Annotated in this window: 22 protein-coding genes and 1 tRNA gene; 7 read left to right on the top strand and 16 right to left on the bottom strand. The window is 63.4% G+C overall.

The window, feature by feature from the left end; all coding sequences use genetic code 11:
* Positions 1-61: 61 nt before the first annotated feature.
* A tRNA-Arg gene (locus tag HBA99_RS07270) sits at positions 62-134 on the top strand.
* Between the two features lie 5 nt (positions 135-139).
* Here the strand turns inward: HBA99_RS07270 and HBA99_RS07265 are convergent.
* The 3 genes from HBA99_RS07265 to HBA99_RS07255 all read right to left on the bottom strand — a co-directional run bounded on the left by HBA99_RS07265 (position 140) and on the right by HBA99_RS07255 (position 2,912).
* Positions 140-718, bottom strand: a complete 579-nt coding sequence (locus HBA99_RS07265) for a permease (protein ID WP_070931081.1) — start codon at positions 716-718, stop codon at positions 140-142.
* A 274-nt stretch (positions 719-992) separates the two neighbouring features.
* On the bottom strand, positions 993-2,216 hold the full coding sequence (locus HBA99_RS07260; protein ID WP_070951326.1) for an MFS transporter: 1,224 nt from the start codon (positions 2,214-2,216) through the stop codon (positions 993-995).
* Between the two features lie 129 nt (positions 2,217-2,345).
* Positions 2,346-2,912, bottom strand: a complete 567-nt coding sequence (locus HBA99_RS07255) for a YdcF family protein (RefSeq protein ID WP_070951327.1) — start codon at positions 2,910-2,912, stop codon at positions 2,346-2,348.
* A gap of 157 nt (positions 2,913-3,069) precedes the next feature.
* On the opposite strand from HBA99_RS07255, the gene HBA99_RS07250 reads away from it, so the two are divergent.
* Positions 3,070-4,410, top strand: coding sequence for a cytochrome P450 (locus HBA99_RS07250; RefSeq protein ID WP_081347583.1), 1,341 nt, complete (start codon positions 3,070-3,072; stop codon positions 4,408-4,410).
* Positions 4,411-4,440: 30 nt separating this feature from the next.
* Here HBA99_RS07250 and HBA99_RS07245 read toward each other — a convergent pair whose 3' ends face one another.
* Complete coding sequence (locus tag HBA99_RS07245; protein WP_070951328.1) at positions 4,441-6,000, bottom strand: cytochrome P450; 1,560 nt, start codon at positions 5,998-6,000, stop codon at positions 4,441-4,443.
* Between the two features lie 2 nt (positions 6,001-6,002).
* Positions 6,003-6,404 (bottom strand): hypothetical protein, encoded by a 402-nt coding sequence (locus HBA99_RS07240; RefSeq protein WP_070951329.1) that lies wholly within the window; start codon positions 6,402-6,404, stop codon positions 6,003-6,005.
* Positions 6,405-6,559: 155 nt separating this feature from the next.
* Between HBA99_RS07240 and HBA99_RS07235 the strand changes: the two genes are divergently transcribed.
* Positions 6,560-7,243: a TetR family transcriptional regulator gene (locus HBA99_RS07235; RefSeq protein ID WP_030094876.1), complete on the top strand. Its 684-nt coding sequence runs from the start codon at positions 6,560-6,562 to the stop codon at positions 7,241-7,243.
* On the opposite strand, the gene HBA99_RS24935 is transcribed toward HBA99_RS07235, so the two are convergent.
* Entirely contained in the window at positions 7,179-7,556 is a 378-nt protein-coding gene (locus HBA99_RS24935; RefSeq protein WP_081347584.1) for a VanZ family protein, read from the bottom strand. The two genes, HBA99_RS07235 and HBA99_RS24935, sit on opposite strands and share 65 nt — an antisense overlap.
* 11 nt (positions 7,557-7,567) lie before the next feature.
* Between HBA99_RS24935 and HBA99_RS07225 the strand changes: the two genes are divergently transcribed.
* On the top strand, positions 7,568-8,851 hold the full coding sequence (locus tag HBA99_RS07225; RefSeq protein WP_081347585.1) for an acyl-CoA dehydrogenase family protein: 1,284 nt from the start codon (positions 7,568-7,570) through the stop codon (positions 8,849-8,851).
* Positions 8,852-8,891: 40 nt separating this feature from the next.
* On the opposite strand, the gene HBA99_RS07220 is transcribed toward HBA99_RS07225, so the two are convergent.
* Positions 8,892-11,516 (bottom strand): AAA family ATPase, encoded by a 2,625-nt coding sequence (locus HBA99_RS07220; RefSeq protein ID WP_070951330.1) that lies wholly within the window; start codon positions 11,514-11,516, stop codon positions 8,892-8,894.
* On the bottom strand, positions 11,513-12,697 hold the full coding sequence (locus HBA99_RS07215; RefSeq protein WP_070951331.1) for a metallophosphoesterase family protein: 1,185 nt from the start codon (positions 12,695-12,697) through the stop codon (positions 11,513-11,515). The genes HBA99_RS07220 and HBA99_RS07215 overlap by 4 nt, the downstream gene beginning before the upstream one ends.
* 131 nt (positions 12,698-12,828) lie before the next feature.
* Here HBA99_RS07215 and HBA99_RS07210 point away from each other — a divergent pair, with 131 nt between their 5' ends.
* Complete coding sequence (locus HBA99_RS07210; RefSeq protein WP_046252954.1) at positions 12,829-13,341, top strand: SixA phosphatase family protein; 513 nt, start codon at positions 12,829-12,831, stop codon at positions 13,339-13,341.
* 11 nt (positions 13,342-13,352) lie between these two features.
* Here HBA99_RS07210 and HBA99_RS07205 read toward each other — a convergent pair whose 3' ends face one another.
* Genes HBA99_RS07205 through HBA99_RS07195 form a run of 3 tightly spaced genes read right to left on the bottom strand, consistent with a single transcriptional unit; the run spans position 13,353 to position 14,988 of the window.
* Entirely contained in the window at positions 13,353-13,871 is a 519-nt protein-coding gene (locus HBA99_RS07205) for a DUF3558 family protein (RefSeq protein WP_046255605.1), read from the bottom strand.
* A gap of 32 nt (positions 13,872-13,903) precedes the next feature.
* Entirely contained in the window at positions 13,904-14,461 is a 558-nt protein-coding gene (locus tag HBA99_RS07200; RefSeq protein ID WP_070951332.1) for a DUF3558 domain-containing protein, read from the bottom strand.
* Positions 14,458-14,988, bottom strand: coding sequence for a DUF3558 domain-containing protein (locus tag HBA99_RS07195; protein WP_070952303.1), 531 nt, complete (start codon positions 14,986-14,988; stop codon positions 14,458-14,460). The genes HBA99_RS07200 and HBA99_RS07195 overlap by 4 nt, the downstream gene beginning before the upstream one ends.
* Before the next feature lie 153 nt (positions 14,989-15,141).
* Here HBA99_RS07195 and HBA99_RS07190 point away from each other — a divergent pair, with 153 nt between their 5' ends.
* Both HBA99_RS07190 and HBA99_RS07185 read left to right on the top strand, forming a co-directional pair.
* Positions 15,142-16,866, top strand: coding sequence for an ABC transporter ATP-binding protein (locus HBA99_RS07190; protein WP_199253028.1), 1,725 nt, complete (start codon positions 15,142-15,144; stop codon positions 16,864-16,866).
* Complete coding sequence (locus HBA99_RS07185; RefSeq protein ID WP_070951334.1) at positions 16,863-18,758, top strand: ABC transporter ATP-binding protein; 1,896 nt, start codon at positions 16,863-16,865, stop codon at positions 18,756-18,758. The genes HBA99_RS07190 and HBA99_RS07185 overlap by 4 nt, the downstream gene beginning before the upstream one ends.
* Here the strand turns inward: HBA99_RS07185 and HBA99_RS07180 are convergent.
* The 5 genes from HBA99_RS07180 to HBA99_RS07160 form a co-directional block, all read right to left on the bottom strand.
* Positions 18,755-19,279: a hypothetical protein gene (locus HBA99_RS07180; RefSeq protein WP_046252950.1), complete on the bottom strand. Its 525-nt coding sequence runs from the start codon at positions 19,277-19,279 to the stop codon at positions 18,755-18,757. The genes HBA99_RS07185 and HBA99_RS07180 overlap by 4 nt on opposite strands.
* A gap of 74 nt (positions 19,280-19,353) precedes the next feature.
* On the bottom strand, positions 19,354-19,560 hold the full coding sequence (locus tag HBA99_RS07175; protein WP_070951335.1) for a hypothetical protein: 207 nt from the start codon (positions 19,558-19,560) through the stop codon (positions 19,354-19,356).
* Positions 19,561-19,589: 29 nt separating this feature from the next.
* Entirely contained in the window at positions 19,590-20,624 is a 1,035-nt protein-coding gene (locus HBA99_RS07170; protein ID WP_070951336.1) for a mechanosensitive ion channel family protein, read from the bottom strand.
* A 223-nt stretch (positions 20,625-20,847) separates the two neighbouring features.
* On the bottom strand, positions 20,848-21,798 hold the full coding sequence (locus tag HBA99_RS07165) for an alpha/beta hydrolase (RefSeq protein WP_109494138.1): 951 nt from the start codon (positions 21,796-21,798) through the stop codon (positions 20,848-20,850).
* Complete coding sequence (locus tag HBA99_RS07160; protein ID WP_070931136.1) at positions 21,795-23,036, bottom strand: MFS transporter; 1,242 nt, start codon at positions 23,034-23,036, stop codon at positions 21,795-21,797. The genes HBA99_RS07165 and HBA99_RS07160 overlap by 4 nt, the downstream gene beginning before the upstream one ends.
* Between the last annotated feature and the right edge of the window lie 3 nt (positions 23,037-23,039).

Below are 23,039 nucleotides of genomic sequence, written 5' to 3'. Positions count from 1 at the left end.
GTGGTCGGGATGCCGGTTGGGATGCGCTAGGCTGTCCCCGCTAGTCTTTCCAAGCCCTGACGCCCTCGTAGCTCAGGGGATAGAGCGTCTGCCTCCGGAGCAGAAGGCCGCAGGTTCGATTCCTGCCGAGGGCACACAATTATTCGGCTGCGGGACTTTCCGCCGCGGCGGCGGCAGCCTCACGAACCTGCTGCTTCTCCACCTTCACTCGGCGTCGCCAGTTACGCACCACGAAGAACGTGACGAGCAGGAAGATCAACAGCGCCACACTCGCCCCGATGGCCGTCGCTCCCCGGAATCCGGGCGCTTCGACGTCGAGCACACGCTCGCCGGCGTGGGCGGAATTGCTGGTGCCGAACACGATCGTCAGCGTCATCAGGTTGGGCACCGCGACAATGACCGCGAGCAGTGTCAGCACCCCGGCGAAGAACGTCCCGCCGCGGCGACCCCGTATCAAAAATGCCCACAGCGCGAGCAACAGCGGTATTCCGGTGCACAGCAGACCGAGCGTGAGCCCGCTGCCGATCCCCTTGGTGAAGCTGCCGTGACCGGACATATCGGCGATGCGTTGTGCCCACCACCGCGGGATGAAGGCCGACAGTGCGAAGTACACGGCAACCAAGGTCAACAACAATGCGATGACCGCGATCACGCGACCGCGCCACCTCGCCCAGACCGACTCCTTGCCCACAGGCCCTGCTTTGCCACTCCCAGCCATGGGAAAAGGCTATGCCAATAGAATTGACTTTCGTGCGCCAGAAAGCAGTGTTCGGTCTGATTGGTCTGGCATTGACGCTGTGCTGGGCGCCGGTGGCGAATGCCGACCCGATTTCGGTCTGCCCGTTCAATCAGCCATCAGGGTGGAACGGGCAGCAATGTTTCCCCCAGCCATGCGTTCCGCCGTACGCGCCGGGGGTCCCGCCGTGCTTCATGCCGCCGCCCACAATCGCGCCCCCGACGATGGCGCCGGGCGGCATCCCCCACTGATCGACTCAGGCCACTGACGGCGTGAGTGGGCGGCGCCGCGCGTACAACAGCGATAACGCGAGTACTACGAGCCCCGCGACCGCCAGCGCCGCGCCGACCAGAGAAGGGGCGCGGTAGCCATACCCAGCGGTGATGACCAGGCCCCCGAGCCAGGCGCCGCCGGCATTGGCGATATTGAGCGCCGAGTGATTCAGCGCGGCGGCCAACGTCTGCGCGTCATCTGCCACATCCATCAATCGGGTCTGCAGAGCGGGCACCAGTGACGTTCCGGCGACTCCCACGGCGAACACCAGCACCAGTGCGGCCCAAGGATTTCGGGATACCGCCGCGAAAATCACCAGCATCACGGCCACCAGCACCAGACCAATGGCGATGGCCCTGACCACACTGCGGTCCGCCATCCAGCCACCCAGCACGTTTCCGGTGACCATGCCGATGCCGTAGAGCGCCAATGCCAGCGGGACGAGGGCCCTCGATAGTCCGGAGACGCTGGTGAGTGTGGTGCTGATGTAGGTGTAGAAGGCGAACATGCCGCCGAAGCCCACGATGCCGATGAGCAGGGTGAACCACACCTGAGCGCGACGCAGCGCGCTGAGCTCCGTCAGCGGATTCGTGATCTTCATATCCGTCAGCCCTGGCAAGAACCGCAACAACGCCGCGACCGTGACCACGCCGATGACCGCGACGACGGCAAAGGCCGAACGCCAGCCCACCGTGTTGCCGAGCCAGGTGGCCACCGGAACACCCACGACATTGGCCACCGACAAACCCAGCATGGTCTGCCCCACGGCCTTGGCGCGTTCCCCTGGGCCGGCAAGGTGTGCCGCCACCAGCGCCGCGACGCCGAAGTAGGCACCGTGCGGCAGCCCGGCGACGAACCTGGACGCGATCAGCGCGGCGTACCCCGGCGCGAAGACGGTGGCCGCATTGCCGATCGTGAACGCGATCATGAGCGCGATGAGCAGGGTCCGACGCGAGGCCCGGGCGGTGAGTGCCGCGATGATCGGTGCACCCACGACCACACCCAGCGCATAGGCGCTGATGACGTGCCCGGCCTCAGGCTCGGTGACGTGGAAGCCGTGCGCGATGTTGGGCAACAGCCCCATCGCCACGAATTCGGTTGTCCCGATCCCGAATCCACCTATGGCAAGTGCCAGAATCGCGCCTCGGCGAATGCGTGGTGACACCGGCGACTCGGGCTGCGCGCGTGAATCGACAACGGCAGTCATGAATAGGGCTCCTGTGCGGTATGCGGCTAGATGCGCACATCGATGAGCGCCCTGATCGGTCAACCACCGATTCTGCCGGGTTCATTCCCTTCAGGCGAACTGTGGTCGTCTCGTAGTTGTCCGCAGTCGTCAGCGGAACGGGCTGATGATGTCGCGCATGAACTGCCCGATGTTGGTCGGCGCATCGCCATCGGGGAAGCTCGCGGTGGCCAGCACGTTGCCGCCCGCGTCGGTGAAGTTCCGATCTGCGCGCTGTTGATGGGTCGAGTTGGTCACCAAAATGATTCCCGAGGCGCCGGCCTGCTTGGCCAGCGGCACCGAGAACTGCGCATTCTGCACCGTGCTGTTGGCCCGGGGTTCCACAACGATGCGGTCGGATGGATACCCAAGGCCGACAAGCATGTTGCGCATCTGCTCGGCCTCTGACACACCGTTTTGCGGATTACCTCCGGTCACGATGATGAACGAGTTCGGGAACATATTGGCGATCGCCCTGCCCGTCGCTACCCGCTGATACAGCTTGTCCCGCATCGAGCCATCGGGCTTGAGTCCGTACCCAAGGATGACGACCGCGGGCTTCGAGAAGTCCTTGCCCGCCGCCATGGGCTCGGCGCTCGCGGCACCGGGACTGCACAGCGCGAGAACGGCACCGACGACCCAGATGGTCGCCCATCGAGTGATCAATGCGCCCTCCAAGTCTCAGTGACTCCTGCGACAGACGAGATACATGGTGCCAGAGTTACCCCTGTCAAGTCGACCCGCCGGTGAAATCTCCCGCGATTCCCTCTGGTGTGACCGATATGACAGATGTAAGCTGTGCTATAAGACACATGTCTACTAACACCACAACGCCGTGGAGGGTGACGTGACCGAAGCCTCAACCATCGACCGAGAAGCCGATACGCCCGAGCCGATCGCTCCCCCGCTCGTAGCACTTCCCAAGCTGGCCCAGGGCATCGCCTTCGTAGCCTCCCGGCGATGGACCACCAGCAGACTGGCCAAGAAGTACGGCAAGGTCTACACGATCAACATCCCCAAATTCGGATACACGGTCGTGGTGGCGGACCCGGATCTCACCCGGCAGGTGTTCACCACCAGCACCGAGATTCTGGGCAACATCCAGCCCAATCTGAGCCAGCAGCTCGGACCCGGGTCGGTCTTCGCCTTGGAGCGCAACGAACACCGGCATCGCCGCAAGCTGCTCGCACCAAAGTTCCACGGCAAGGCCATGATTCAGTACGAGCAGATCATCGAGGAAGAGACGCTGCGCGAATGCGCGTCATGGCCGGAGGGTCAGCAATTCCAGACCATGGAACCGATGATGCGGATAACCCTCAACGCCATCTTGCGCGCGGTCTTCGGCGCCGACGGAGCCGAGCTGAACGTGCTACGCGAGCTGATTCCACCGTGGGTGGTACTGGCGTCTCTGACCACTCGGGTACCGCAGCCGAAACGAGTCTATGGGCGGTTCAGTCCGTGGGGCCGATTGAAGGCCTACCGTGCGCGTTATGACGAGGTGATCGCACTTCTCATCGACAAGGCTCTCGCCGCACCAGATTTCGAGGACCGCACCGACATCCTCGCCCTGCTGTTGCGGTCCACCTACGACGACGGCACCACCATGTCGCGCAGCGATGTCTCCGACGAGCTACTCACTCTGCTGGCAGCCGGTCACGAGACCACCGCCACCACTCTGGCGTGGGCCTTCGAACGGATCACCCGTCACCCACAGGTGCTGTCGCGCCTGGCCGAGGAGGCACAGACCGAGAACAACGAATACCGCCAGGCGACAATCCTTGAGGTACAACGCAGTCGGCCGGTCATCGATTTCGCGGGGCGTCACGTGCTGGCGCCTTACGTCGACATCGGGCCCTACCGAATCCCCCAGGGCCACTCCCTGGTGGTGAGCATCAATTTGATGCATGACGACCCGGCCGCTTTCCCCAACCCCGAGCGTTTCGACCCGGAACGCTTCACCGACGCCAAACCCGGCAACTCGTGGGTTCCCTATGGCGGCGGGACCCGGCGCTGCGTCGGCGCGGCCTTCGCCAACATGGAGATGGACATCGTCCTGCGGACCGTGTTGCGGCACTTCACCATTGAAACCACGACGGCCCCCAACGAAAAGTGGCACTCACGCGGGGTCGCCTCGTGCCCGAAGAACAACGGGCTCATGACGGTGCGGCGCCGCTGACACCCTCAGGCAAGCCTGCGCGGCTCCGCCTCAGGGATGCCGTTTACGCAGCTGCATGAGGATCTCGCCCTCGGGTCCTCCGGTGAAGGTCACTTCGCGGCGCGGCTTCTGACCCGGCACCATTTCCAGCTCGTATTTCTGAGCCAGCGACGCTATTCCAATGATGGCTTCCAGGTTCGCGAAGCCTGAGGCGATACACATGCGCTTGCCCGCCCCAAAGGGCATGTGTGCCTTGCGCTGTTCGGGCTGCAGGTTCTCCTTGAGGAACCGCGCGGGATCGAAGGTCCTGGCGTTCTCCCACACCCGCTCGTTGTGGTGAATGCTGTCGATCAACACGGTGACGGTGGTACCGGCCGGAATCGGGTAATCACCCAGCACATCATCGGCCTTCGCGGCACGCGCCAATCCCAAAATCGGCGGGTACACCCGCATCGCCTCATTCAGTACCGCGGCGGTCCATGGCAGATTGTCGACATCCGCAGCGGTGGGTAACCGTCCACCGAGCACCCGGTCGACCTCTTCGCCGAGTTTCGCGCGCGCATCGGGATTGCGGGACAACAGATACCAGGTCCACGCGAGCGCGGCAGCGGTGGTCTCAAAGCCCGCACCGAGGAAGGTCATCAGTTCATCGCGGATTTCCAGATCCGTGTACCTGGCACCCGTTTCGGGATCTTCGGCGGCCATCAACAGCGCCAACAAGTTGTCCTGCCTGGTGATCCGGCCGGAGTGATGATCGGCGATGAGCTGATCGATGGTGCGCTCAACCCAGCGCAGACCCCTCATGGTCCGCGGAGCGGCCACCGACGCGCCGATACGCAACGCGCGTATGGCCAACCGCGGGGTGTGTGAAGCCAACTCGTCAGGGCCGTGGGTGGCAAGCTTGTCCACGAACCAGCGCAGCGGTGGGGCCGCCCCCACGATGTAGCCCACGCCGAAGAGCTTCAGCAGGCGTGCGAAGTTGATCCGCATCCTCTCGGCCATGTCGCCGGACAGATCGATACCGAACATCGTTTGCGCGACGATATCCATGGTCAGGTAGTTCATCTCGGCGGTGACATCGACCGCCTTCCCCTGGGAATACAGCTCGTCCCATCGAGCGAGGGTGCGCGCGCTGGCCTCCGCCATCTGTGGAGCGAACAGGTCGACCTGGCGCTTGGCGAAGATCGGCTGCACCAGCCGACGATTTCGGTTCCAGAGTCCCTCGTTGAGATCGGTCACCAGCCCGCGGCCGAAACCGACTGCCAGGAGATCGTATTCAGCGCTCTTGATGTAATTGTCCTGATTAGCCACCAGCACATGACGGGCCAGTTCCGGATTGCGGACAATCACCGTCTTACGCATGGGCGCCCTCGCAACGATGACGTCATCCTGCCCGGGCAGGTTGGCGAGGTACTCGGAGATGGTGTGTCGGTAGGTGGACCAGACCGCCCCGAGTGCGAGACGCCACGACTTCAGATAGCCGACCTTGGTGTTATGCCACCGGAGGAAGGTCGGCCCGCCCGGATAGAGGTCGTGGTTGACCGGACATTCACGGGCCGCCGTGGCGACCGGCGCGGAAAGGGGTTCTGGCTGCAACGCTGGAGCCGACACGGTTAGACCCTTTCCTGCTCGGAGACGCCGTCGCGCGCCTCGTCAACCTCTGATTCGAAAGTCACCTCTTCCACCACGGCGTCGTTCTCGTCGTCGGCCCCCGCATCGGCAGTGTCATCGTCGTGGCCCTCGTCATCGAGGTCGACGAGTTCGCCTTCCTCGGCATCGTCGTCGGCCGCGTCGTCCAGATCTGCATCCGCCGAGGCGCCCCAGCGCTCATGGTCAGCTCGGGCCCTCTTATTGGCCTCCGCGATTTCGAACCCGTCGGCCACAACGCCGCTCAGCTCCTGCCCAACTTCTCCCACCGTCCGCGTGATGATGCGGATGATCCGGCCGACACGAGACCCGACCGACTCCACGACCTCCTGGACGACGTTGACGTTGCGCTCTACAGGTCCCACCATGCTGCACTGCCCCTTCGAATTCGGTGGCCAAATAGTGAACAATCGTGCACTGAGATCAGTGTGCGTAACGTAGATGAACCTGTCAATACCAGGCCTCAACACGGTTTCGAACAAAAGAAGCCAATCGATAAGAGCACGACCGTACACTGACAGGTATGCGCCATAGTCGTGCTGAAAAGAAGCTGCACACCCGCCGCGCATTGCTCGACGGGACCTTGGATCTACTCAAGGTGCGTGGCTTCGCCGCCGTGAGCCTGCGCGAGGTGGCTAAATCCGCAGGTTTGGTTCCCACGGCGTTCTATCGGCATTTCGAATCGATGGAGGACCTGGGCACGGTCCTGGCCGAAGAGAGCGTTCGTGCGCTTCGTGACACCTTCCGTCAGGCCCGGCGCGAGGTGGGCAGTGACAACCCTGCCAAAATTCTCGGACTCATGGTCGACCGGGTGAGCGAGCATGCGAACAACTTCCGGTTTCTGGTGCGTGAACGTCACGGCGGCTCGCCGCAGGTTCGGCGTGCCATCAACAACGAGATGCGCATGCTCACCAACGATGTCGTGGTCGAGCTCGCGCGCAATCCCGCAACGAACCACCACACCACCGAAGATCTCGAGATCGCCGCCGAACTCATCGCCGGCTCGATTCTCAACACCATCGGCATGCTGGTGGATACCGATCACCCCAGCGACGCCGACGCGCAAGCGGCCCTCAATCGCGCGCTGCGCCAGTTAGACCTGGTCACCAGCGGGCTGGCTCACACCGGCAGCGTCACGACCGTCATTCCGAAGCCGACTGCTGCCGGTGCACAGGACGAATCTTCTGCCACAACCAGAGTCCCATGAGCATGCCGACCGCATCGGCAAGCACATCAAGCAGACTTCCGTCCCGGCGCGGAACCCACAGCGCCTGAATAACCTCTGAACACGCAGCGAAGGCCAGAACCCAGGCCAGTGTGAACCTTTCACCGATCCTTGCGAATCGCGAGGACACCGCCAGCATCCCGAAAATCAGAAAATGCACTACCTTGTCCGCCCCGGGCGGTCCGGACGGGACTGCGCTGCCGGGCGTGAACAACAGCAGGCACGCGATCGTCAAAGCACACACCAGGGTGAGCCAGCGAAAGCATGGAAACCACGAATGAACTATGCGAATCATCGTGACCCATATTGCCGCTTCGGTTCTGGGTGATTCAAAGCGATGCCGCCAATGGGCATGCTGCGTACAACGAAGATATGACCTCCGCTCCGTCAATCCTCGAAATCCGCGCACTGCCCGGCACCGAGACCTACCGGAATCTGCTCACCCAGGTCGCCGACGGGGCACGAGAACGTGACCTTGACGACGAGAATCCCTTTGACCAGGTTCGGCTGCTCAAGGAGGCAGGGATCGGTCGGCTGCGTATCCCGGTAGAACTGGGCGGCGCAGGACTTTCTGTGCGGCAACTCTTTTCCACCATCATCGATATCGCGCAGGCCGACCCCATCGTCGCGCACATCTTCCGCACCCACTTCTGGTTCGTCGAGGAACGGCTGCGCACCCTTTCCGATCCCACGTCGGCCGCCTGGCTGACGAAGGTGAACGAAGGCAACCTGTTCGCCAATGCATTCAGCGAGAAGGGGACTTTGGCCGTCGGAAGTCTGGTGTTCAACACCCGTCTACTGCCGGCCGGTGATGGATATCGGTTGAATGGCGAGAAGTTCTACAGCACCGGGACCTTGTTCGCGGACTACCTGACGGTCACCGCAACCACCGACCACGATTCGATCGCATCGGTCATCGTCCCCGGCGATCGCGACGGGGTGCGGCTGGTGGACGACTGGGATGGATTCGGCCAGCGACGCACTGGTACGGGCACCACGATCTTTACTCAGGTCGATGTCGCCAGCAACGAAATCCTTTCCGACACACCGTACGACGCGGCCCCGGTGCCCACCACGCAGTATGCGTCGTTGCAGCTCTACATCCTGGCGATTGTCGCCGGAGTGCTGCGGTCAGTCGTAGATGACGGTGCGGCACTGCTGCGTTCCCGGCAGCGCAACTTCAGTCATGCTCTCACCGAACGTCCGGTCGATGATCCGTTGTTGCAGCGCACCCTGGGCGAACTCAGCGCAACCGCGTTCGCGGCCGAGGCCACGGTTCTCGCCGCGGCCGATGCCATTGATGCCGCCACCGCGTCCTTGCGCGATGGAGTTCCCGATGCGCAGCTCGCCGAGGAAGCCCAACTGGCGGTCGCCAAGGCCAAGGTGCACATCGATGCCGCCGCACTCGATGCCGCAACGAAGCTGCTGGACCTGGGTGGTGCCAGCGCCTCCAGCCGGAGCCGAAATCTGGACCGGCACTGGCGGAACATCCGGACCATCAGCCTGCATAATCCGGTGCACTACAAGGCCCGGGTGATCGGCCAGAACCTGCTGCACGGCACGCCGCTTCCGGCGAACGCGTATTTCTGAGGGGCACCGATTTTGAGGGGTATCGGGGCAGCCGAGTCACTCAGGCCGACAGGCTGATTCGCTGCGCCCCGGTGACCGAGTGATAACGGTCGGGGCTGCAGGTCAGCACGATCACCTGCGCCTCCGTGCCCACCGCGCCGAACACCTCTCCCATGCGCTCCAGCCTGTCGCTGTCGGTGAATCCCAGCGCGTCATCGATGATGACCGGCACCGCATCCTGCGGAGCCACCAACGCGGCACTTGCCAGTCGCGCGACGATGCCCAGTTGTTCCTTCGCGCCACCCGATAGCGACTCGTAGGGCACCGTTCGGCCTTCCAGCGTACGGCTGCGAATACTCAGATCGCTGTCGACGTCCACTTCGAAGGTGGGGCCGAAGACCATGCGCCCCAACCGCTCCAGCTCCGCACGGAATGGGTCGACATAACGCAATCTCATGCCGTCCCGATGCCGCAACATCACCGATCGCAGGGTGTCGACGGCTCGGGCCTTCGCCCCGATCCGGGCGAATTCCGTTGCCGCATATTCACGCTCGGAAGCAGCGGCATCCAGCTGGTCCTTACGGCCCTGCCTGCCGAACACTTCCAGGCGCACCGAGATATCGCGTAGCCGATGACGCAACGACTCGTGCTGCTGATCCAGCCCCTGTGCTCGCGCGGAGACCTCGCCGAGTTCGGCGCGTACCCGATCAGCCTCGAGCGCGGCCAACTGACCCATCAGATCGGTGATGCGGCGAGCGGTCAGGTCTGCCGCTTGGACCGCCTGCTCATGGCGTTCGGTGAGCAGATCGTCGGAAGCCGATGCCCGAACCTGGGCCAGGCGCTGCTCCACGGCGGCCAACTCTTCGGCGCGGGCGCCCTGCTTCTCTCGCAATACCATTGCCTCGGTCGACTTTTCGGCGAGTTTCTGATTGGCGACCTGGGTGGCGTGGCGGTGGGTGACCTCTTCAGCCTGCAGGCGCTCCGCCTCGGCCACCAACCGGGCGACCTCTGCGCGAGCCTGCGCCGGATCGATCGCATCCCACAGACCGTCGGCCTCCGGTGCCAACTCGCGCAAGCGGCTCAGCTTCTCGCGCAGTGCATCAAGGCTCTCGGAGCCCATCAGCCCATCCAGCAGTGCCGTCAACCGGTCGCGTTCGGCATTCAGCTCGGTCCGCCGCTCATGCTGCTTATGGGCCTCACCGACATCGGCTACACCAGCAGCCGCCAGTGCGCCGGTGAGCGCCTCACGAGCCGCATCGAGGTTTCCACGCAGCTGCGCGGCGTTGGCCCCCGGAATGATTCGGGTGACTGCCACACCGGGAGCGGTGATCTCGACGGTATCGGTGGCCGCACTCGCCCATTGCTCCCCGGCCGCAACCCGCAGCTGGCGGCCATCCACGGTGATGTCGACATCGGCGAGCGCGCGAACCTCCACCTGCGCCGAAGCGGTGTCCAGAGCCACCTCTGCCATGCCCACGGTTCGCGCGGCGGCCTCGATAGCGCCAAGGGTCTGTGCGGTGATGGCCAGTGCCGAAAGTTCCGCACCGGCCGTGGTCAACTGCCGGGTAGCGAGGTCGATACGCGACACCCGGGCCGCCAGTCCATCCACCTCATCCCGGGCCAGTGCGCGGTCCAAAGTGTCGCGGGCCGACTGCAATTGAGTACGGGTAGCCTCGACCGCCTGGGCCATCCGGGCCGCGGCAACCTCGGCCGCCTCTGCTACCTGTTGCGCCTCAGCGTGCGCTTCCTTCGCGGCCGACACCTGCTCGGCGAGCCCATCGATTCCGGCGCGACGGGCCTGGATATCCGCGACCAGTTGGGCCCGCTCGTCACGTTTGGTCTGTGCTGCCACCGCCGCGGCCTGCGCCGCCTCCGCGACTACGGCTGCGTTATCGCGTTGTTGCATCAAGGTCGAAACGGCTTGGGAGGCCTGCTCCAACGGAACCAGCCGACGACTCACCTCGGCACGGTCGGCAATGACGGAGGCCAGCTCCCGAGTCAGCTCGTCGTGCTCACGAACCTGTTGCTCGACCTCGGCCACGGCCGCGTTGGCGACGGCAAGCGCATCCTCGGCGGCGGTCAGCCGGACACCGGCCTTGGCCCATTCACCGGTGGGACGCCCGGTCGCGGTGAAGTACAGCGCGTACTCGGCGTCGATCCGCTCCACTAAATCGGGCTCGCTACCGGACAGCGCAACCGATTGTCCGGCAGCAAGATCCAGTGCGCGGGTAAGCGCATCGCTCGACGACAGATCGAGTACACCCGCACCCGCCGACTGCAGAACCCGCTGCGCCTTCCACAAGTTCATGTCGATGGACTGATCCAGCATGTCCAGCACCCGCTGATGCGCCTCATCTCCGGAGAGCTGTTCGCGGCGTGGCTCGATGACCGTCAGATGCGTCTCGGCGCGCTTGTGAAAACGCTTCCGATACACGAATCGATAGGGGCCACAGCTGATCTCGGCTTCAATCTCGGAGCCTACGTCCGCAAATGTGGGCTTGACCTGCTTGACGTCCTTCTTGGTGGAACGATCCTTGGATTCGATCAGCAGGTCCAGCGCCTCGATCATGGACGTCTTGCCGATCTCATTCGCTCCGCTGACCACCACAACACCGCGATCGGGAAAAGTGATGTCGCGATGAGCTATTCCGCGATAGTTGGTGACCGAAAGGCGGTGCAGCTTCACGCCGCTGACCCTCGTGCCACCGCGCCGCCCTTGGCCGAGCCGCCTCGCCCGGCACTGGACGTGAGGCGCAGTAACAGCGACAGGGCGCCCTGGGCATCCGCCGACGACGACCCGCCCGCGGCCGCCATCTCCTTCAGCTCGGCGATAGCGGACTCAGCGAAACCACCGACACCGAGGTCACTGAACTCTCCATCGGCGGGCACCACCGCAATATCGGTATGCCGCTCCCACGTCCGCATGCTGGCGAAAAGCCGCGTGTACTTGTCCAAGCACTCTTCCAGCACGGCGTTATCGGTCACGCTGAGCGTGCCGGTGAGCCCCAGACGCACCACCGTGCGCTCCTTGTCGGGCAGCAGTTCGAGGTTCAGTCCGAGATCGGCGATATCGCGCGCGTTGTCCACCGACCGCCGCAACGTCACGAACCGCCATCTGCCCACATGATGGGCATCCACCTGCACCGCACCCGATTCGTCCAGGCCCACCACAAGAGCATGTCCCGGATCGGATTCCACATCGTCGTAGTTGGTGACCTCGGGCGCCCCCGAGTACCAGACCCGCCCGGTGGATCCCACCTGGGTCCGGGAATGCTTGTCCCCCAACGCCACGTAATGGACCGCGCCGCGGGCGATGGCGTCCTCGACGGCCTTCAGCGCGATGAGCGCCGGTTTCGTCGGGTCGGGGTCCAGCACATCCACACCACCGTGGGCCACCACGATGCGGCGGGTGCCGTCAACGGGCAGAGCCTGCAGCTGTTCGGCCACCAGATCATGCGTGGGCGCCTTGGAACGCCACGGCACCGCGACCAGCTCGACACCGGCAGCCACCCGATGCACGCCCGCGGTATCGAGGACGTGGACGTTCGCGGGCTTCTCGGCCAGGAACAGCTCACTGGTGTACACCGAGGCGGCGTCCAGGGGATCGTGGTTGCCGGGCAGCAGATAGATATCCACCCCGACGCCACGCATCACCTCCAGCGCCTGACTGATGACGCGCGGGGCCAGCTGGTTGGACTCGAAGACATCTCCACACACCACCATGAAGTCGCAACCCTGTGCCACAGCAACCTCACCAAGGGAGGCGATAGCCTCCCTACGCGCGGCTGAATACTGCGGCTGAGCTTCGCCGGCAAGGAAATGCCGGGTCATGCCGAGCTGCCAGTCAGCGGTGTGCAGGAACTTCACACGGGAAGTCTATGGGCGTCCACCGACAACCTCCGGGTGCCGCGCCTGATCCCCGCGGCCCGGATTGGTGACTTATCCACAGGTCGGGCATTTGCCCGTCTTTCGTCACCTACCCCGGCTACCGTACGACCATGCCGGATGACGCCAAGCGCACCCTGATCTTGATGCGGCATGCGAAGTCGGCGTATCCGCCAGGAGTCGACGACCACCAGCGCCCGCTGAATCTGCGTGGTACGCGACAAGCCACCCAGGCCGGAACGTGGCTGCAAGACAATTTCAATCGGATCGACGCAGTGCTGTGTTCAACCGCTACCCGGACCCGCGCGACGTTGACTCAAACCGGGGTACACAGCCAGCTCGTCAGATTCAGCGACAAACTCTACGACTCAACGGTGGGAATCACCCTCGGCGAGATCAACGCGGTACCGGATTCCGCGAGCACGGTGCTCGTCGTCGGGCATGAACCCACCACCTCGCAACTGGCACTCATGCTCGCCGATACCGGTACCAGCAATGCAGAGGCCGCGAACCGGATCTCCACCAAGTTTCCGACCTCCGCAATCGCGGTGCTCACCACTCGGTCGCCATGGTCACGGCTCGAATTAGGCGGCGGATCGCTCACCAAGTTCCACGTGCCGCGCTAGTCGGCAGGGTCTCAGACCTTCTCAGCCACCTGGGTGGACAGCTTCATCGCGCAGTGACATGCGTCCGAGGATGTGCCGTGACCCGCACCGAGCAGGGTGACCGCCAGTTCGAAGAATTGGTCGTCCCCGTACTCCAGCGCGGTGACGCACATCCCGTACGTCGAACTGATGAAACCGCTCTTGCCTCCCGCAGAGAAGTCCCTGACCTCGTCACGCGTCCGCTCCTCGCCCTCACGCTCGCGGCCGATCGGGCTGCCGCGATACCAGGACAGGGTGACGTTCGGGAGCGCGCTCCACGATCCATTCGGAGACCAGGTGCATCCGGCGGGGGTCTTTGCAATCAGCCTGAGGTCAGCCCGGCGTACGACGGCCATCACATCGGGTGTGGTGAGGCTGCCGCACTCGGAGTACCCCGGGCCGACCCGGACGTCATGCGAGGTAGCCACCTCATGCCCGTTGACTTCGTGGTGGTGCCCGGAACATCCCGAACTCAACAGCATTCCCATGGCCAGCACAGCACACAGCACTATCCCGCCCAAACGGGACGAGCGAACACGACCTGTCAGATGTTCACTGACAGCGTCATCTCCATCAATTTTATTGCCTGCGTGCATGAGTCTCCGCCTTGGCCCTGCGGGTTGACCCACCATCCAACAACACCTGCTGCGTCGCTGGCAACTCCACAGGCGCCCGGCTGGTCCGGTGGCTTCATCACGATCGACGGGATTCCCTGAATCGCCCGTTCCTGGACGTTGTATTTCAGACTGTTCGCTGTGGCCTTCTCCGCTTCGAGACTGCCCGTCTCGAACCAGAAGCGGGTGATGTCGACGAGGCCACCGCTCTTACTCATCGCCTGCCACCGGCACAATGCGCCCACAAACGTGCTCTGAATGTCCCTCGGATCCGCGTCGACGGCCTTGGCCAGAACGTCGGTGGTGAGGACGTCGCATTCCTTGAGCAGGTTGGGGTACTTCTGCTCGGCGGGCGTGCCGTCACCCAGATCGCCGCGGCCGGGCATGACCGCTTCTCCGTCGACGGTGCCGCCACAGCCTGCGGACGCGAATGCGACCAGCGCGACGCACGCCGCCGCGAACAGGGACTTCGTTTTCCGATGGGTCATTTCTTGGCCGCCTTGATCGACGTCTCGGTCAGCTGCTTGGCCACGTCGCAGGAGTCGGGAGCGCCGGATCCGAGCTCGAAGTTGATAGACCATTCGATGAAATCGTTTCCGAAGTCCATGCCGATCTCGCACAGTGTGGTCACGGTGCCCGGGTAGCCGTTGGTGGCGATGAACCCCTTGTATCCGGCGATCTCGATGTCCTCGACGCTGGGGCGTGTCCGCTCCTCCGTCGCCCGTTCACGACCGATGGGGCTGCCTCGGTACCAGTTGAAGGAGAAGTGCGGTCCCACGATGCTTCCCCCGCGCAGCCAGACACATCCGACCGAATTCTTGGCGGTGCCCACCAAACCCACGACCTTGGTCAGCTGCATCATCGCCTGATCGCTGACACCGCCGCATTCCGAGAACATCGGACCCTCGACGCCCTTGGACTTGGTCTGCGCCGGCGCTGTCGCGTTCGGCTCATTGCCATCGGGTTGATCAGACTTATCACCGCCCGAACAACCGGCCACCACAAGCGCCACCATCACCACGGCGACAGCACACTTGCTCCACACGTTGCGCGAATCCAAGCCCAACCTCACATGTGCACTGTAGCGGCACAAACCCGCGCCAACCACTGAGCTGCGGGTTTGTTGCGGGAGTCGTGTGCGACAGTGGTGCCCATGCCTCAGGGTCAGTTGCGGGCCCTCCTGCGACGTTATGTCCGTCCCTACCGCAGTCTGGTCGCGGTGGTCGTCATGCTGCAGATCATCAGCACCCTGGCCGCGCTATATCTGCCGACAGTCAACGCGGCGATCATCGACGACGGAGTCGCGCAGGGCGATACGCGCACGATCATGCGACTCGGCATGGTGATGCTGGCGGTGACGCTGGTACAGATCGCCTGCTCGATCGGCGCGGTCTACTTCGGTTCCCGGACCGGCATGGGCTTCGGCCGCGACATGCGGTCGGCGCTGTTCCACCACATCACCGGGTTCTCCGCCGAAGAGTCGTCTCGATTCGGCGCGTCGACCTTGTTGACGCGCACCACCAACGACGTTCAGCAGCTGCAGGTACTGGTCCAGATCACCTGCACCATGCTGGTGACGGCACCGATCATGTGCATAGGCGGGATCGCGATGGCGATCCACCAGGATGCGGGGTTGTCCTGGCTGCTCATCGTGAGCATGCCTGCGCTCGGCCTGGTCAATTGGTACATCGTGCGGTCGATGTTGCCGATCTTCCGCCGCATGCAACGGCTCATCGATGGCATCAACCGGGTCATGCGGGAACAGTTGTCCGGCATTCGTGTCATTCGCGCATTTACCCGGGAAACTCTGGAACGCAAGCGGTTTGGTGCGGCCGTCGCCGAGGTGTCCGAAGCGGCACTTGCCGCCGGCCGATGGCAGGCCCTGATGCTGCCCACCACTTCACTGGTCATCAACACCTCCAGCGTCGCGCTGATCTGGTTCGGCGGGCTGCGTATCGACCAGGGACAGATGCAGGTGGGCTCGCTGGTGGCCTTCTTGTCCTACTTCTTGCAGATCCTCATGTCGATGATGATGCTCACCATGTTGGCCGTCATGGTGCCGCGAGCCTCGGCGTGCGCCGAACGGATCACCGAGGTATTCGAGACAGTGGGATCGATTACCGCCCCGCCCGATCCGCTTTCCGCGGACGCATCGGATCCGACCGTTGAGTTCACCGATGCCGGCTTCCGCTATCCAGGTGCCGAACGTGCGGTATTAGAAGGAGTTTCATTCACGGCACAACCCGGAACGGTCACCGCGGTGGTCGGTGCGACGGGCTGCGGCAAGAGCACGTTGTTGTCACTGATCCCCCGCTTGCACGACGTGACCGCGGGTTCGGTACGCGTGGGCGGTAACGATGTCCGGCGATATGACCCTGAGAACCTTTGGACACTCATGGGGTTGGTTCCGCAACGCGGGTACCTGTTCTCCGGAACGGTGGAAAGCAACCTGCGCTACGGCAAGTCCGACGCTACCGAGAACGAGATGTGGGAGGCGTTACAGGTAGCGCAGGCGGCGGATTTCGTCCAAGCGCATCCTGCGGGGTTGCACATGCCGGTGTCACAGGGCGGCATCAATTTTTCCGGCGGGCAGCGTCAGCGCATAGCCATTGCGCGCGCGGTGATTCGCCGTCCGGGCATCTACCTGTTCGATGACGCGTTCTCCGCGCTGGATGTACGTACCGATGCCCGGTTACGGGAGGCGCTGCGCGCGGTCGCCGCACAGTCCACCGTGATCGTGGTGGCTCAACGGATCTCGACGGTAATCGATGCCGACCAGATCGTGGTGCTCGACAATGGTCGAGTGGCCGCGGTGGGCACCCATGCCGAGCTGGTGGACTGCTGCGGGATGTACCGGGAGATCTGCGATTCGCAGGCGGTGTCACTGGTATGACTCAGGGGATCGGTTTTCGAGGGGTGCAGCAAGGGCTGGTAGAGCGTTCCCGGGACTTCCGTGGCACCGGAGTGCGGATGGTGAGGCGTCTTGCTCCGCAACGTCTTCTGACCGCGGTGGTGATCATCCTGTCGATGACCGGTATCACGATCGGGGTGATCGGGCCCCGAATCCTGGGCCACGCCACCGACCTGTTGTTCAACGGGGTGGTTGGGCGAGAGTTGCCCGCCGGACTCAACAAGGAACAAGCCATCGAGGCGGCACGGGCACGCGGGGACGGCCAATTCGCACAGATGCTTTCCGGCATGAACGTCACCCCAGGAGTGGGTGTCGACTTTCATGCCGTGGGGATGACGTTGGCACTGGCACTGGGCCTATACCTGGCGGCTGGGTTGTTGGCGTGGGTTCAGGCCCGGCTTCTGAACGTCACCGTGCAGCGCACGGTCGTGGCATTGCGGGCCGATGTGGAAGACAAACTACATCGGCTTCCGTTGTCGTACTTCGATTCCCGCCAGCGCGGGGAGATTCTCAGCCGCGTGACCAATGATATCGACAACATCCAGACGTCTCTTCAGATGAGCATCAACCAACTGCTGAGTTCGATGCTCACCCTAGTCGCCGTGCTTGTCATGATGCTCAGCATTTCGCCGCTACTGGCCGTGATCACCCTCGTGACGGTGCCCCTGTCGCTGTGGGTGACGCGGGCCATCGCCCGTCGCTCGCAACGGCTGTTCGTCGCGCAATGGTCTAACACCGGGAAACTGAACGCGCATATCGAAGAGACGTACAGCGGTTTCACCATCGTCAAAACATATGGACACCGCACGGACGCAGAGGCGATCTTCGCGGATCGGAACGCCAAGGTGTACAACAGCGCCTTTGGCGCACAGTTCTTCTCGGGCCTGGTGTCTCCCGCTACGGCGTTCGTAGGGAACCTGAGCTATGTGGCGGTGGCGGTGGTGGGCGGCCTCAAGGTGGCCTCGGGTGATCTGACACTGGGCAGCATCCAGGCGTTTACGCAGTACGTACGGCAGTTCAACCAACCGTTGACGCAGGTGGCCGCGATGTACAACACCCTGCAGTCCGGACTCGCCAGCGCCGAAAGGGTTTTCGAGTTGCTCGATGCCGACGAGGAGACTCCGGACCCGGCACATCCCGCCGCTATTCCCGCCGGGTCACCGGGTGTCGAGTTCGAGGACATCAGTTTTGGCTACTCCCCCGAAACCCGGGTGATCGATGGGCTGTCGCTGCGCGTCGAACCTGGGCAGACGGTGGCGATCGTCGGGCCGACCGGGGCAGGAAAGACCACCCTGGTGAACCTGGTGATGCGCTTCTACGACCTCGAGTCCGGGCGGATACTGCTTGACGGCATTGATATCTCAACGGTGAGTCGCCACGATCTGCGATCACTGATGGGGATGGTGCTGCAAGACACTTGGCTCTTCGCAGGCACCATCGCCGAGAACATTGCCTATGGGCGGCCCGGGGCGTCCGACGACGAGGTTCGCGAGGCGGCACGCGCGGCGTACGTGGACCGATTCGTGCAGACACTCCCCGACGGATACGACACCAGGATCGCCGACGACGGCGAGAACATCAGCGCCGGCGAGAAGCAGTTGATCACCATAGCCCGGGCCTTCCTGGCACGCCCGCAGCTGCTGATACTCGATGAGGCGACGAGTTCGGTGGACACCCGAACCGAACTACTGATTCAGCGGGCCATGGCCGAGCTACGTCGGGATCGGACGAGTTTCATTATCGCCCATAGGCTTTCCACCATTCGTGATGCGGATCGCATTGTCGTGATGGACGGCGGCAGTGTGGTCGAGAGTGGCACCCATACCGAGCTGTTGGCGCGCCGCGGTCCCTACTTCGCGATGACGCAGGCCTAGAGCTGCGGGCCTTGCGTTCGCAGATCCCGAACCTCTGTCATGGCCCCCCGTAGCTTGTCCAGCCATTCCTCGGCGTGTTCACCGACCAGCCGCACCGCCCATGCCAGCGCGTCGGCGCGGGAGCGGGCGACTCCCGCTTCGACCAGGGTGTCGAGCACCTGGCGCTCGGGCTGGCGCAGACGAGTCATCACCGGGACCGCGATGTGCGTGAACAGGATCCGCTCGGACTCCTCGGCGGTGCCCACGTCGACACCCCAGGAGACCTTGCGCCCATACCGGGCCTGCGCCTCGTCGGCGATGCGCATTCGGTGAGAGCGGGTCTCTTCCCGGAAGCGAGAGGCGCGGCCTGCTGCGCGCGCCTCACTTTCCTTGGCACTCTCCTCGGCGGGCAGTCGGCCGATGACGGTGATCTCTTCGCGGTCGACAACGACTTCAGGATCGCCACTGAACCAGCCGTCGGGCAGGCGCCCGGCGAACCAATCCGCGGCGTCGGAGGCGTCGGATTGTTGATCTCGTTTCATGATTACAAAATTACATGCTTACAAACTTCGCGGCGTTCGCCTACAGCGAACAACGAGCGAACGCGGACGCTACGTCAACCGCGGCGCATGACAATCGCGGCACCACCCGCGAGCAGGATGACCACCGCGAGGACCAGCGCCCATCCGAGACCAGCGATCCACCACACGGCGCCGAGGACGGCCAGCACCGGGGCGGCCAAGAACAGCGCCATACCTGGGTGCTGACGGATCACCGCCAGCGCGGCGTTTGCCCGCTGCTTGTCGATTTCCTTACCAGCCATATCACCAGCGTACTGCGCATCGGCGGCGGTCAGCGGTCCACTTTCTCCAGGATCTCGGCATCCGCGCGCAGTAATCCATCGAGATAGAGCGGACGGATACCGTTCTCGTCGAACGCGACGAGAATCCGACGCCGCAACTCGCGCTCCACCGCCCACTGCGCATTAGCCCGGACGGCCACCGTCAATCGCAGACTGATCGCGTCGGTGGTGATTCCATCGACACCCTGCATCTCCGGAGCTCCGAGCACGTCCTGCCGCAACGCATCGTCGGCGACTGCCCGCTCGGCGGCCTCGAGCGCCACCTTGCAGGCCAGGTCGACATCGGCGCTGTAGGACACGGGCACCTGCAGGAAGGCCACCGCATAGTCCTGACTGAAATTTCCTACGCGGGCGATCGCCCCGTTGCGCACATACCAGAGGGTGCCGTGCAGGTCACGCACCGTGGTGATGCGCAGACCAACACTTTCAACGGTGCCCACCGCATCACCGACGTCCACCACGTCGCCGACGCCGTACTGGTCCTCGAACAGCATGAATATTCCGGTGATGAAGTCTCGCACCAGGTTTTGCGCGCCAAAACCGAGTGCGACGCCGACGATTCCCGCGGATGCGATGAAGGGAGCCACGTTCACCCCCAGGATCGCGAGCGACTGCAGGATCACCCAGACGAGCACCAGAAACGAGACTGCTGATTTGAGAACGGAACCCAAGGTCTGCGCGCGCTGCGCCCGGCGTCTACGCCTTCGTGCGTCACGGGCCGGGTCCTGAGCACGTCCGCGCAGGGTGCGCACGGTCGAGGGCCGTCGCTCGGCCTCGTCAAGAGCCTCGTTTTCGGCCGCCTCCGACGCGCGGCGCGTGAAAAGCGACCACCGCCGGCGGCTCTCCGCCTGATCTGTCCGTTTCGCCCCCTGGACCAGCCGATCGATTGCGCGGTGAAACACGTATCGCACCACCAGCGCCAAAACGATGTAGATCGCGATGTCGACCGGCTTGTGGATCAGCCAATCCCGGCCGGACTCGGACAATTGGATTGCTAGGTCTGACACCACCCCGAGGGTACCCATCGAGGACGATTCCACGAGTGGGCAAAGGACTATCGCCCGCCGCGCACCCACGAAAATTGTTTGCCCCGTAGGGAACTGAACGTCGGACCAAGATACGCATTCTAAAAGCCTTACAGCAAAGGAGAATAGAGCGCGTCCGTTCGCTCATACGCACCAGTGATGGCCTTGCCCAACTCTGGTCGGTGGGGGGACCTCAAGGCCGGGCTTCCGGGCAAGCAGACGCCTACAACACGGCCTTGCAGGCGTCCAGGGAAAGTAAGAACTCCTCTTTCGCTGCCGGGACAATCCTGGCGAAATCAAGATAGCCATGGACCAGGGCGTCCGCGTTGCGGAGCTGGACCGCTACCCCCGCGTCCGCGAGAAGTGCCGCGTAGATCCGGCCGTCGTCTCGAAGCGGGTCGTGTTGCGCGGTGGCGATGTACACCGGGGGCAGACCCTCGAGGTCCCCGTTGACCGGCGCAACGGTGAACGGTAGTGCTGTCGGGTCAGCGGTTTCGGATAATTCACCGAGATATGCCTGGCCGAAGATCCTCATCATGTCGCGGGAGAGAACCGGGCCGGCGGCATTCTCGATGACCGACGGCAAGGAGAGATCGCTGGTGGTGCCCGGGTACCAGAGCAGTTGAAACTTCAGATGTGGACCACCGCGGCTTTTGGCCAGCTGGGCGGCTACGGTGGCGAGGTTACCCCCGGCAGAATCGCCGGCTACCGCGATTCTGGCTGGGTCCGCGCCCAATTCCGTGGCATGCTCCGCCGCCCAAGTGAGTGCGACGAATGCATCGTCGACAGCGGCAGGGTAGGGATTTTCGGGCGCGAGGCGGTAATCCACGGAGACCACCACCGCTTCGATATGTGCGCATATCGAACGTGCCACCCAGTCGTGAGTATCGATGCTGCCCAGCGCAAAACCGCCGCCGTGGTAGTAGACGGCAAGTGGGAGCTCTCCGGCGTCTTCGAAACCCAGCGGCCAGTAGACGCGCGCCGCGATGGGGGGTGCGTCGGTCGCCGGAATCACGATGTCCTTCACACGGCCAACCGGGGTCGACGGCGCCTCACCGCGGACAGCATGTCGGCGGGACTCACGTGCCAGAGACAAATCCGCCGGCCGATCAAGATGCACCGCCGGGCTCGCATCGAGGACAGACTTCAAGACAGCATCAATGGGCCTGATCACGATTTCCTACCTTCGGCATCGGCGGGTGGTGCGTCGCGGACAGTGAGCGCCAGCAAGAAACCGAGGCCCATCAATCCGCTGATGTATATCAACAGACCAGCCCATCCCGCATCCGTGAGCACGCGGCTACCGACGAGCCCGAACACGGCGCTCCCACTGAAGCTCGACGCGAGAAAGAGCGAGGACGCCTGCGCCCTACCTTTATGCGCGATCGTCGCCGACAGGCTCGTGAGACACGTGTACCCCGCAAACCCTCCCCCGGTGACAAGCGCTGCGCCAAGCACAATGATCCACACCACGGGAACGGCTAGCAGCGCTACTCCGGCCAGCATCAAGACAACAGCCAGAAGTAGCGTGTTCCTGATTCCGATCCTCGCGGCTACGGTACCCGAGGTCTTCGCGGTGAAAACGCCCACCAGAATAACCAGAAAGAATGTGCCGTACATACTCGGCGATATATTGAATGGTGGCGATTCGACCCTGAAGGGCAAGGCATTGAATATCGAAATAATCGCCCCCATGAAGCAAAATATCAGCAGATATATTACGAGCAACCGACGGTTCGAAAGGTGCGAGAGGAAGAGCCTGGCTTCCATGGCGTACGAGATATCGCTGGATATGAAGAAGTTCGAGCGCGGCAGTGTGATAGCGGAAACAACAATTACTCCAAGCAGTAGCACGGCCAGCACACCGAGTGCCAACCGCCATGAACCCGTGCCCCCAACAATCCAGGCCGGCAACATTTGGCCCAAGAGTGACCCGAGGGCGTTTCCTGCCGCGTATATCCCCATCGCAGGGGTAACTGCCTGGGGTTCGAACTCTTCCCCTATGTATGCCATCACAATGGCAGAAACACCGGCCAGCAAGACTCCCTGAAGTCCTCTCAACAAGACGATTTCAGTGAGGTTGTCGCAGAACACCAGAAGCAGGTAAATCAACGTTCCAAGTGTTGACGACGCCAGCAGTATGCTCCGCCTGCCATAGCGTTCGGACAACAGGCTGATGGGGATCAATCCCAGCGCAAAACCGGCAAATGCCACCAGGAAAATGAGTTGGCTGTCGCCCGCAGAGATCTGTAGACCCTCCGCGACCTGCGGCAGAATTCCCTGGATGCAATACAGCTGCGCGGGTCCAATCATCGAGGCCAGGAGCAGGCCAACTGCCGCGACGCGAAACTCTCGGGACTTGGCACGGATCCTGCCTGCGGCGCCGCTCTGCTGCGATTCAGCTGTGTACATCGA

Origin of the sequence: Mycobacteroides chelonae (genome assembly GCF_016767715.1) — a bacterium.
In the GTDB taxonomy this organism is placed as follows: Bacteria; Actinomycetota; Actinomycetes; order Mycobacteriales; family Mycobacteriaceae; genus Mycobacterium; species Mycobacterium gwanakae.
Note: the sequence above shows the minus strand (reverse complement) of the source record. Positions and strands in the feature narration are given on the sequence as shown.

Excerpts from the sequence above, each read along its gene's own strand:
- HBA99_RS07210 (WP_046252954.1), top strand. The coding sequence starts at position 12,829 with ATGCCGGATGACGCCAAGCGCACCCTGATCTTGATGCGGCATGCGAAG.
- HBA99_RS07170 (WP_070951336.1), bottom strand. The coding sequence starts at position 20,624 with ATGGGTACCCTCGGGGTGGTGTCAGACCTAGCAATCCAATTGTCCGAG.
- HBA99_RS07185 (WP_070951334.1), top strand. The coding sequence starts at position 16,863 with ATGACTCAGGGGATCGGTTTTCGAGGGGTGCAGCAAGGGCTGGTAGAG.
- HBA99_RS07235 (WP_030094876.1), top strand. The coding sequence starts at position 6,560 with ATGCGCCATAGTCGTGCTGAAAAGAAGCTGCACACCCGCCGCGCATTG.
- HBA99_RS07200 (WP_070951332.1), bottom strand. The coding sequence starts at position 14,461 with ATGACCCATCGGAAAACGAAGTCCCTGTTCGCGGCGGCGTGCGTCGCG.
- HBA99_RS07160 (WP_070931136.1), bottom strand. The coding sequence starts at position 23,036 with ATGTACACAGCTGAATCGCAGCAGAGCGGCGCCGCAGGCAGGATCCGT.
- HBA99_RS07195 (WP_070952303.1), bottom strand. The coding sequence starts at position 14,988 with ATGGTGGCGCTTGTGGTGGCCGGTTGTTCGGGCGGTGATAAGTCTGAT.
- HBA99_RS07265 (WP_070931081.1), bottom strand. The coding sequence starts at position 718 with ATGGCTGGGAGTGGCAAAGCAGGGCCTGTGGGCAAGGAGTCGGTCTGG.
- HBA99_RS07260 (WP_070951326.1), bottom strand. The coding sequence starts at position 2,216 with ATGACTGCCGTTGTCGATTCACGCGCGCAGCCCGAGTCGCCGGTGTCA.
- HBA99_RS07240 (WP_070951329.1), bottom strand. The coding sequence starts at position 6,404 with ATGGTGGGACCTGTAGAGCGCAACGTCAACGTCGTCCAGGAGGTCGTG.
- HBA99_RS07180 (WP_046252950.1), bottom strand. The coding sequence starts at position 19,279 with ATGAAACGAGATCAACAATCCGACGCCTCCGACGCCGCGGATTGGTTC.
- HBA99_RS24935 (WP_081347584.1), bottom strand. The coding sequence starts at position 7,556 with ATGATTCGCATAGTTCATTCGTGGTTTCCATGCTTTCGCTGGCTCACC.
- HBA99_RS07175 (WP_070951335.1), bottom strand. The coding sequence starts at position 19,560 with ATGGCTGGTAAGGAAATCGACAAGCAGCGGGCAAACGCCGCGCTGGCG.